Origin of the sequence: Bacillus sp. B2-WWTP-C-10-Post-4, assembly GCF_009183805.1 — a bacterium.
Classification (GTDB): Bacteria; Bacillota; Bacilli; order Bacillales; family Bacillaceae_G; genus Bacillus_A; species Bacillus_A cereus.
Genome location: NZ_WEII01000121.1, coordinates 1 through 10,893, shown reverse-complemented (window position 1 = coordinate 10,893; position 10,893 = coordinate 1). Strand labels below are relative to the sequence as shown.

Genomic DNA, 10,893 nt, shown 5'->3' with positions numbered 1-10,893 from the left:
GCGTAGAATTGGATTCCTTAGCTGATATTGTTAGTTTCGGCGTCGCTCCTGCGCTTTTATTTCATACGATAGCAACACCTTCTATTTTAACTTCTTTGGCATTTATCCTATTCCCAACAATGGGTGCTTTAAGATTAGCTAAATTTAGTATTAAACCAACTATTGGATATTTTAAGGGATTACCTATTCCAGCTGCAAGATTATCATTGGCTGGTATGGCATTGTTTTCATATAGTAATGCATGGATTACTTTAATCCTCGCCCTCTTAATGGTAAGTCCCATTAGGTTTAAAAAATTTTAATGAAGGTCACGCCCAACGCCATTAAGGAGCATTTTAAATGGATTTAACGCGTCAATAAGTATAAAAAAGCGGGACAATAATATTAAATTAGGTGCCCTTCGAAAAATTAAAACCTTGTATTTATGGCTATTGGGTTAATCCATCGATATGTTATTCTGAAACGTCAGTCCACTTTTAACAGGAGCTCCCTTTATCAAGAGAGCTCCTGTTCTTATTTCTTCTTCTTTTCTGTCGGTTGGCTTTGTTTAGCAAAATTAGATGAATCATCAAAATTCGGTTGCTTTTTACCAGCATTATTACTTCTACCTTTTCCCATATGTAATGCACCTCCCCTCCCCCTTACTATTCCCAATAAAAAAATTCTCTTGCATCCAAGAGAATTTTAAATTGGGTTCTTATTGATAATACCTAAGTACTTCCAACACTGCCATTCCATAAAAGATGGATCCAATGTTAAATTATTTAATGCTAAAACAAATATTACATTTTCATATTTAACTGGATAATCAATTAATAATCCTAATGTATTTCCTGAATCTGCGACAATTATGATTCCCTTTTCTAACACGTCATCTATAACTTCTTTTAATTATTCTTACCTAGCATATAATATTTTCCTACACATTGAGATTGCATGTTGTATAAGGAAGCCCTTCTTCTTTCCATGCAAGAAATCCTCCCTTTAAATTCACTACTTCCTTTATACCAGCTCTTTGTAAAATACTAGCTGCTATAGCGGAACGTAATCCGGTTCGACATTGCAAAACTATTGGAAAATCTTTCGGTATATAATCTAGTTGTTCAAATAGATTACCTAAAGTGATATGTATTGCATCATGAAGGTGTCCTTCCTCCCACTCTTTTTTACTACGCACATCGATAACCTTAACGCTTCCACCTTTTATATGCGGATATAATTCAATCGATGTTTTTTCTTTGTAACTTTCAAATCTATCAAGTCTTTGTATTACTTTTAAGGGTGCAAAAGCAATAATATTATCTAACCCAATAGATTCAAATTCTCTAATAACTGCCTCTACTTTAACTTTTTCCTCATCTAGAATTATTAAAGTTTCTTTTTTATAATCTAATAACCATCCACACCAAGTTGTGAAAGAATTGTTATAAGGTATGTTAATTGACTTCTCGATATGACCTGCAGCAAAACTCTCTACATCCCTTATATCAACTATTTGATAAACGCTCTTCAAAATTTCTTGAAGTTCTTCTACTGTATTAATAGCAGTACTTTTTCTCTTCTTACGAATTGGCGGACCATACTTATTTAAATTCTTCATTAATGAAAAATACTTTGGAGGCTCTGGCTGTCCCGTCAATAAAGTCGATATAAAATCACTTTCTTCATTACACCGAAATGCCCAATTGAACATCTTTTCATAACCTAATGTAGAAGTTGGAATTGCTCCTAATGCTTTTCCACATGCGCTTCCCGCACCATGTGATGGCCATATTTGCAAATAATCAGGAAGTATTTTTATTTTTTGTATAGAATCAAATAATTGTTTCGCTCCTATTTTTGCAGTATCTTTAATACCGACTGCAGTTTCTAATAAATCCGGTCTTCCTATATCTCCTACAAATATAAAATCACCTGTGAATATTCCTATCGGTTTATCATTCGTATAATTATTTTGACTTGTATCAGTTACTAAAAAAGAAATACTTTCAGGCGTATGCCCTGGGGTGTGAATTACATTAAATTTTATATGACCTACTTTAAACTCTGTGCCCTCTCTAACCAATTTGTATCGACCTTCGTTAAGATATTGATATTTCCAATCACAATCTCCTTCATCAGATACATATAAATTTGCATGGTAAAGATTAGAAAGTTCTCTAGACCCAGAAAGAAAATCAGCATGAATATGAGTCTCAGCCGCAGCAATTACTTCCATCCCCTCTTTCTTAGCAAATTCTATATATTGTTCTATATAGCGACTAGGATCAATAACGATTGCTACGCCTTCTTTCTGACAACCGACTAAATAGGAAGCATGTGCTAATTTTTCATCATAAAAATATTTTAAAAGCATAGCTATTCCCTCCAATTAGTTATTTCAAATTAATTTTCAATTTTTGTAACCACTTTTTATCTTCTCCTATAGAATCCCTTTCAACATTAAATTCCAATACATATATGGCAACATATATCTTTTAAGTAAAAACATACTATACCGTTCTTTCGCTTGATTAAATGGAAACGTTTCTTGAGGCTCATGTTCATAGTTAAATTCAGCAAGTATAAGACTTTTATATCCTGTAACAATCGGACATGATGTATATCCATCATATTTAGCCTGTAAATCTCTTCCGCTAAGTACGTCCATAATATTTTGTTTTAAGACGGGTATTTGTTTTCGAATTGCTGCTCCAGTTTTAGAGGTAGGTAAATTGGTACAATCTCCAAGTCCAAAAATATTTTTATATTGCACATGCTGCAAAGTATAAGGGCTTATATCTACCCACCCCTGATGATCACTTATCTCACTCTCTTTAATAAAATTAGGTGGCCCCATTGGCGGAACAACATGTATCATACTATATGGTACGGTTTCTCTTTTTAGTGTTTGCGTATCTTCAAAAATTGCCTCTCTCTTTTCGGCGATAATTTCCACTAGATTTTTATTATAATTCGTTATAATTTGCTTTCTTTCTAGTACTTGTTCTAAAGTATTTGCATATCGTGGAACCTGAAATATGTTATTGTTTGCAGAATAAAATATTACTTTACTTCTGTTTCTTACACCACTATTACAAAAATACTCCTCTGCTAAGTACATAATTTTTTGTGGAGCACCACCGCATTTAATAGGAGTATTAGGGTGGGTAAAAAGCGCATTTCCTCCTTTAAATTTTTCAATTTCTCTCCAAGTAGAATCAACATATGTATAAGAATAATTGCTACATACCCCATTAGTGCCAATAGACTCTTTTAAGCCTTTAATACTGTCCCAATTTATTTGTATACCAGCTGCTACAATAAGAATTTCATACTCAAGTAGCAGTCCGTCATCTAAAAGTATCTTATTTTCAGATGGAAATAACTTAACAACACTTTTAGGGATCCACGTTGCCCCTTTTGGAATAAGCGATTCCTGATTACGCATCGTACTTTCCTTTGAAACAATTCCTCCCCCCACTAAACTCCATAGTGGCTGAAAGTAATGTTTTTTTGATGGATCAATAATTGCTATACTTTCTTTCAATAGGGGTACATTTCGTAATAAATGTGCAGTAGAAGATAGTCCTGCTGTCCCAGCACCAATTACAATAATTTTATAACTATCTCTGGTCTTCATTATCCTCTTCCTATCTAAAATTGATTTTTAAATTAACTAATTAGTAGCCATTTTTTCATCGTAGTAACATTATTATAAGTTAAAAACATCATAGTTTTATCTGATTTAAATGAAAATTTTGTTAATTTTACCATTAACATTACTATATGCGTAAATCCCCTATGTTACTTCCATATTTTAGTTTTAATATTAAAACTAAAATATTGTTATATAAAATAATACATTAAAATACTTTTCATGAATCCGGATAAGTAATGTTTAAAAAACAACAATTTTACTACAGTAATCAAGAACAGTTTTCTAAATTAAGTTACTGCAGAAAATATAACTCTGGCGCAATATCCCTACCAGCTTTCATTCCAATAGTAACTCCATGATATAACATCAAAGATGAAATCCCTCAACTTAGGTATTTGACTTTTTAAATTTATACAAATGTCTTAGCTCTATGTACTGTGATATATAGGTCCACATCAATATGTTATTGCATCATATACTGAACAGATAATTTAAATTACTTTTATAAAGGATGATGAGGATGAACCTAGAAGATATACAAAAATCCTATGGCGTAATTGTAAGTTTAGGAGGATTGTGTCAAGTCACCAACCAAATCAAAAGACACAATTTAAGAACATTTTCTGGACCTTTAGATTGGTTTTATTATCCATCACTTTCAGATGTAAACAGATTACTTCAAAATCGATTTAAAAAATTTATGAAGTTGGAAAATATGATTATAGAAGGTTCAGAAAGTTACGGTCTTATTGAATCAGAATTTGATAATCAAATTAAATGGGCAGAACGAATTACCTACTGTATAAAGGACACTTATTATAATTGTTTTTCAATGCATGATTTTCCTATTAATTCAGAAAAGGATTTGAAATCAACCTATCCTTCTTTTAAAGCTAAATTAGACACTAGAATTAATCAATTCCTTGAAAAAATAAATAGTAGTGAATCCATTTTATTCATTAGAATTTGGGGAAATCGAGATGAAGCGGTTGAATTACAAAACGTATTATCTGAAATTACAAATAAGGATTTTAATATCCTTATTGTTAATTTCAAGGAGGGTATATCTAATATTGTTGAACAAAATTGGGGAATATCGAGGGTTTGTTCAATTGAACTCCCACGTTATCAGGATAGATGGGAAGGTGATGATTCCGATTGGAATGCTATTTTAAACAAAATAACATTAACTTAATAATTTTCTTCTTACTTTTAACATGATTTGGCCCGTAAAATCAAATAGGTGTAGAGAAATAAAATTCCTGTCTAATTGATACACACTTAATTAACAAAACGTTCATATAATAATTCGTAAGTCCTTCTTTATTGAATAAATAGTTCTTTACAAAATTAGTTCCATCACTAGAGCACCTTTATGCGGTGCTCTTTTTTGAATTTATAAAATGTAAAAATAGTTGTTCCATTTTCCTTCAAATGGCTAATTCCCTTTGTTATTCTTCTGTTGATTTCTGTATAATCATTTATGCGATCAGCATATTCTGCTTATGTAGTGCATTCACGACTACTTACTTCCATACTTTATCTTATATTTTGTCTTCTTGGATATTTCATTATAAGCTTCTTCAATTCCCTTGATTTCCTTCCCCTTCTTTTATCTTAAGAACAAGCAATTTCTTTCATTAATATTAAATAAACTAAAGCATAGATTTTAAAAGAACCTAATTTACATATAATTAATGATAAACTACAATGTGTATTCTCCACGTTTAATCAACATCTGAATTATAAATCTAACATATTTTTTTAGTTGATTGTCATTATGGTACAACCGTGTATACATTTACCAAACAAACTACATAGTTTAAATTAGTAAAATATATTGAGAGGAAGGAAATAAATCTATGAAAGTCATAATTTTGTGTGGCGGAAAAGGGCTTCGGATGCAAGGAATTTTAGAGGACATTCCCAAACCATTAGTTCGAGTTCAAGGAAAGCCTCTCCTCTTGCATATAATGAATTGGTATAGAAAATATGGACATTCTGATTTCATTTTGCCCTTAGGATATAAAGGTGAGAAAATTAAGGAATATTTTATGGACTTTAGCTGGAAAGAGAATGACTTTAGTTTGAATTTTAAAACCAGTCAATATACGCTACTTCAGAAATTAGAAAATTGGAATATACACTTTATAGATACAGGAATTGATACAATGACCGGGGCAAGACTAAAAAAACTTGAATCCTTTGTACAGGGTGAAACCTTTTTATTAACTTATGGTGACGGATTAGCCAATATAGATATTGATCAACTAATAGCATTCCATAAAGAAAAAGGAAAAATTGCTACATTAACTGGAATTAAAAAAAATAGTCAATACGGCCTATTGGCGGTCGAAGATGGAATTGCTATTGATTTTAAAGAAAAACCATTACTTGATGAAGTAATTAATGGCGGTTTTTTTGTATTTAACAAAGAAATATTCGATTATTTAAGTAGTAATGATGATTGTGTTCTAGAAGAAGATCCTCTTCGAAATTTAATAAAAGACAATGAGCTCGCAGTCTATGAACACAATGACTTTTGGGCTAGTGTCGATACACCTAAAGATTTAAAAACTGTAAATGAAAGTTGGAATCCAAATAAATTTTAGTGGAGAGGACTGAATAAGCATTGAACTCTAATGATAAAAAAATAAGTTTACCTCGATTGTATATCCCCTCTAATGAGAAAATAGTTAACCCACTTTCAACAGGAATTAAAGCTTCAAATCTCTCCAAAAAAAATACTCAAAAAAGAATTGATCCCCAATTCTATAATCAACAACATGATCTAAATAATCATTTCTGCGTCATTGTAGGTAGTGAGTATGTCTTGAAAATTATTGCTTTACAGCAATCATTAATGCAGTACTCAGAAAAATTCACATTGTGGATTTGTTGTATAGATCCTTTTGCATATTCACTATTAAAAGAAATGAGTTTAATTAATGTAAACCTTTTACAAGTTGAAGAATTGGAAGATCGTGAACTAAAAGCAATTAAGAGAAAAAGAAAAGTAAATGAATATTGTTGGACTTTAAAATCTGTCTTGATAGAATATTTATTGGTCAATTATGATTTACCATCTATTCTATATTGTGATGGTGATTTATGCTTTTTTTCTGACCCTAATATTATTTTTGAGGAATGGGGTGACCATTCTATTTTCCTAACCCCCCAAAGAGATCGTGATTGGGTAGAAAAAATGTATGGAAAATATCAGGCTGGTCTAATTGGATTTAAGAATGATCTCTATGGACTAAAAAGTGTAAGATGGTGGAAAAATAAATGTATAGATTGGTGCAGTGCCGAGGCTGAGGAGGGGAAATTTGGAGACCAAAAGTATTTAGATTATATCCCTATATATTTTCCAAAAGTAAAAATTTCAAATAACTTAGGTATAAATGCTGCGCCTTGGAACTGTATATATAATAACGATTATAAAATTGACAAGACTAAAAACGATATATTTATTGAAAACGACAAACTAGTTGTTTACCATTTTGCATGTATTACTATCTTTACTGAAAATGATTTTGATCTTTGGTCTTTGGGAGAAATTTCAATACCCAATAATATATTAAACCATATTTACACTCCGTATTTAGAGAGAATTCAATTTGTTTTAAAGCAATTAAAGGATAAATTCAATAAAGATACTAAACAATTTTTAAGTAAAAAAGATATAAATAAAGCTCAAACTTTATATAAAGATTCACAATTAAGAAGAAAAATGAATCAATCCAATCATTTTATGAACTTTTCCATGATTATAAGTAAAGAACGATTAATCCAAGGATTGACTTCTTATTATTCCTTAGAAAATTTCAACGCTAAATTTACTGTATGGATTTGTTGTATGGATGATCTAACGTATCAAATATTAGAGAAATTAAAATTAAAGCATGCCATACTAATTCCGGTAAAGGATATTGAAAATCATGAACTCCTCAGTATAAAAAATGATAGAAGTTTACAAGAATATTGTTGGACATTAAAAGCGCCCCTATGTCTACATGTCCTTAGTCTTTATCCGGAAGTTGATCACATTATATATTGTGATGCTGATATGTATTTCTTTACAGCACCTAATATCATTCTTGATGAATGGTGGAAGTACTCTGTATTCCTTTGCCCTCAAAGAAGCTCTACTGAAATTGAAAGCATACACGGTATATACCAAGCTGGTTTAGTAGGCTTCAAAAACGATCAAAATAGTAAAGAAATTTTAACATGGTGGAAAGATAAATGCCTAGAATATTGCAATAATCAATATGATGTTGAAATGAATAGATGGGGTGACCAAAAATATTTAAATCACATTCCTAACATCTTTTCTAATATAAAAATTATGACTCATAAAGGTATTGATGCAGCACCTTGGAATGTCATTTTAAATAGCAGTTCTATATCCAAAACAGATAATAAAGTTTTTATTGATCAAGATGAATTAATAGCTTTTCATTTTGGAAGTATGCAAATTATTAATCCAAATGAGTTCGATTTATGGAAACAAGAAACTTTAGAATTACCTCCAGCAGTTTTAGATTATATATACATTCCTTATATTGAACAATTGAACAAGACATGTCATACCCTTCATAATACTTTTCAAAAATCTCCCTCCTCTTTATTTGCTGACCAAATTGATACAACAACAATAAAAAATTATTTTAAATACCCCTCCCCTCATCACAATTAAAACTGATACTTTCCTTATTTAAAAATAAATCTATTTATTTCAGCAACTAAAAATACATCTTAATAAAGGATAGATTATCACTATGATTGCTTCATTTAAAAATAAAACTTTCCTTATTACTGGTGGATACGGTTTTATTGGTTCTCACTTGGCACGAAGACTTTTAAATTTACAAGCAAAAATTGTTCTTTTCATAAGAACACCATCAAACTCTTGGAGACTAAAGGATATTCTAAAATATATTGAAACCTATGAAATAGATATACGAGATAAAAAACAAGTACAAGATGCAATAAAGAAAATTAATCCCGATTATATCTTTCACCTGGCAGCCTATGGTGTAAATTCTGCCCATACAGATTACATCCATGCTATAGAAACAAATGTTATAGGGACTTGTAACATTATTCAAGCAGCAAAATTGGTGAATTGTAAAAAAATCATCAATTTTGGGAGTAGTTCTGAATACGGTAACAAGATGGAACCTATTCATGAAAATATGTTACTAACTCCTGTGGACATCTATGGAAGTACCAAAGCTGCTGCTACTATACTGGCCCATCAAATTGCTAGCGAAAACAATATTAATCTTATAACATTAAGACCTTTTGGCATATTCGGAGAAGGCGAAGAGCCGCATAAAATTTTTAGCTATATAATCTTGCGAGTATTACAAAACAAAGATGTAAATTTAACTTTATGTAATCAATTAAGAGATTATTGTTATATAGAAAATGTAATAGATGCCTGTATCCTAGCAGTAGAAAATACTACTGTACAAAATGAAATCTTTAATATTGGGAGCGGCACTATTCACCCCTTGAAACATTATGTAGAATTATTATTCAAACATTTGAAAACCAATTCCAGACCAAATTACGGTGCAATTTCCTCTAGAACAAATGAAAGATGGGTTCCTGAAGCGGATGTGCAAAAAATAAAAAACTCTCTTTCCTGGGAACCTAGAATTAATATTGAAGAAGGAATTATAAAAACTGTTAATTGGTATAAAAATAATAAACATTTATACCTAACCCCCTAAAAATAGGGTACTAAAGGAGGTGGACTAATTGTTAAACCAAAACTTTAATAATGCTTTTTACGGAAAAAGAATTTTAATTACTGGACATACTGGTTTTAAAGGTTCTTGGTTATCCCTATGGTTGAATGAATTAGGTGCTGCTGTAATCGGATATTCATTAGATCCTAAAAATAAAAATGATAACTTTAACATTACTAACCTTCAAAATAATATAATTGATATTCGTGGAGACATTAGAGATTTTAATAAATTAAATAAGGTTTTTACAGATTATAAACCTGAAATTGTATTCCATTTAGCTGCCCAACCTCTAGTTAAGTATTCATATGAATATCCTAGAGAAACATACGAGGTAAACGTTGTAGGAACTATGAATGTACTAGAGGCAATTCGATTACATGAATCAGCTAAAATAGGAATTATGGTGACAAGTGACAAGTGCTATGAGAATAAAGAATGGCCTTGGGGTTATCGTGAAATTGACCCTATGGGCGGCCATGACATATATAGCTCAAGCAAAGGATGCTGCGAACTTTTAATTTCTTCCTATCGTAATTCTTACTTTTCAGAAGAAAAATTTTCTCAACACAAGAAAATAATTGCAAGTGTTCGAGCTGGTAATGTAATTGGTGGTGGTGATTGGTCAATAGATAGAATTATTCCCGATTGTATACGAGCATTAGAATCAAACAAAAAGATTATTATTAGAAATCCTACTGCTATTAGACCCTGGCAACATGTACTAGAACCTTTAAGCGGGTATTTACTCCTTACAGAAAAAATTATAAATAATGGTATCCTTTTTTCAGGAGCATGGAACTTCGGGCCATCCCTAAGCAATATTGTTTCAGTAGAAAAATTAGTGACCAGTTTACTAGATATTTGGAGCTGCGGGGATTGGACAGCAGAAAATATAGGTCCAATAAATTTTCATGAAGCAAATTTACTAAACCTTGACATTAGCAAAGCAAAATTCAATCTTAATTGGCAGCCAAAATGGTCCCTACAACAGACTTTAGAAAATACAATAGAATGGTATAAACATTATAATTCTTACACCAGTTCTGAGATGAGAAATCTATGTATTAGCCAAATCAAACAATATTGCATGCTTTGAACTACTCCCACTTACCCATACTTGCTGTGAGTTCCTTATGGAGGGAGTCTTCTTGGTTAAAATAATAAAAGATACATTAATTTTTATAGTCTAAATTATAAACCTACTATACCTAAAATTATGTGATTGTCCATTAACAAAAATTTTATTTCTTCGGTTATTTCAAATCAACTATTGACATTATATTGAAGAATAAAGGAATCACGTATTTTTCTAGTGATTCCCTTGTTCTGAGAAAATAATGTCTTGCTTTAACGACAATACAGTATATGTGATTATTAATTTATTTGTTCTAGTTATGAAAAAATCTATTCCTGTCAAAAGAGCTTTCTTCAAAGAAAAACTTCCTTTTTTTCTACTTATCCTACTCGAAAAGTAAATAATGTTATTTT

At 30.9% G+C, this 10,893-nt stretch carries 8 protein-coding genes; 6 read left to right on the top strand and 2 right to left on the bottom strand.

The window, feature by feature from the left end; translation table 11 throughout:
• On the top strand, positions 1-302 hold a 302-nt coding region (locus tag GBN78_RS25800; RefSeq protein WP_481747364.1), incomplete at its 5' end, for a CDP-alcohol phosphatidyltransferase family protein.
• Positions 303-919: 617 nt separating this feature from the next.
• Here the strand turns inward: GBN78_RS25800 and GBN78_RS25790 are convergent.
• Positions 920-2,356 (bottom strand): MBL fold metallo-hydrolase, encoded by a 1,437-nt coding sequence (locus GBN78_RS25790; RefSeq protein WP_000925322.1) that lies wholly within the window; start codon positions 2,354-2,356, stop codon positions 920-922.
• Between the two features lie 66 nt (positions 2,357-2,422).
• On the bottom strand, positions 2,423-3,622 hold the full coding sequence (locus GBN78_RS25785) for an FAD/NAD(P)-binding oxidoreductase (RefSeq protein WP_000857316.1): 1,200 nt from the start codon (positions 3,620-3,622) through the stop codon (positions 2,423-2,425).
• 538 nt (positions 3,623-4,160) lie between these two features.
• Between GBN78_RS25785 and GBN78_RS25780 the strand changes: the two genes are divergently transcribed.
• From GBN78_RS25780 to rfbG, 5 genes are all read left to right on the top strand, one after another.
• Positions 4,161-4,835, top strand: coding sequence for a papain-like cysteine peptidase (locus tag GBN78_RS25780; RefSeq protein WP_044584736.1), 675 nt, complete (start codon positions 4,161-4,163; stop codon positions 4,833-4,835).
• 667 nt (positions 4,836-5,502) lie between these two features.
• The gene (locus GBN78_RS25775) at positions 5,503-6,252 is read left to right on the top strand and encodes a sugar phosphate nucleotidyltransferase (protein WP_000864433.1); all 750 of its coding nucleotides are present in this window, start codon (positions 5,503-5,505) and stop codon (positions 6,250-6,252) included.
• A 20-nt stretch (positions 6,253-6,272) separates the two neighbouring features.
• Positions 6,273-8,342: a hypothetical protein gene (locus GBN78_RS25770; protein ID WP_001087521.1), complete on the top strand. Its 2,070-nt coding sequence runs from the start codon at positions 6,273-6,275 to the stop codon at positions 8,340-8,342.
• 82 nt (positions 8,343-8,424) lie between these two features.
• Complete coding sequence (locus GBN78_RS25765) at positions 8,425-9,384, top strand: NAD-dependent epimerase/dehydratase family protein (RefSeq protein ID WP_000561952.1); 960 nt, start codon at positions 8,425-8,427, stop codon at positions 9,382-9,384.
• 28 nt (positions 9,385-9,412) lie between these two features.
• Positions 9,413-10,501, top strand: coding sequence for a CDP-glucose 4,6-dehydratase (gene rfbG, locus GBN78_RS25760; protein WP_000934339.1), 1,089 nt, complete (start codon positions 9,413-9,415; stop codon positions 10,499-10,501).
• The last annotated feature ends 392 nt before the right edge of the window (positions 10,502-10,893 follow it).

What these genes read in the sequence shown, in the direction of transcription:
- GBN78_RS25790 (WP_000925322.1), bottom strand. Translation starts at nt 2,356, where the DNA reads ATGCTTTTAAAATATTTTTATGATGAAAAATTAGCACATGCTTCCTAT.
- GBN78_RS25785 (WP_000857316.1), bottom strand. Translation starts at nt 3,622, where the DNA reads ATGAAGACCAGAGATAGTTATAAAATTATTGTAATTGGTGCTGGGACA.
- GBN78_RS25780 (WP_044584736.1), top strand. Translation starts at nt 4,161, where the DNA reads ATGAACCTAGAAGATATACAAAAATCCTATGGCGTAATTGTAAGTTTA.
- GBN78_RS25775 (WP_000864433.1), top strand. Translation starts at nt 5,503, where the DNA reads ATGAAAGTCATAATTTTGTGTGGCGGAAAAGGGCTTCGGATGCAAGGA.
- GBN78_RS25765 (WP_000561952.1), top strand. Translation starts at nt 8,425, where the DNA reads ATGATTGCTTCATTTAAAAATAAAACTTTCCTTATTACTGGTGGATAC.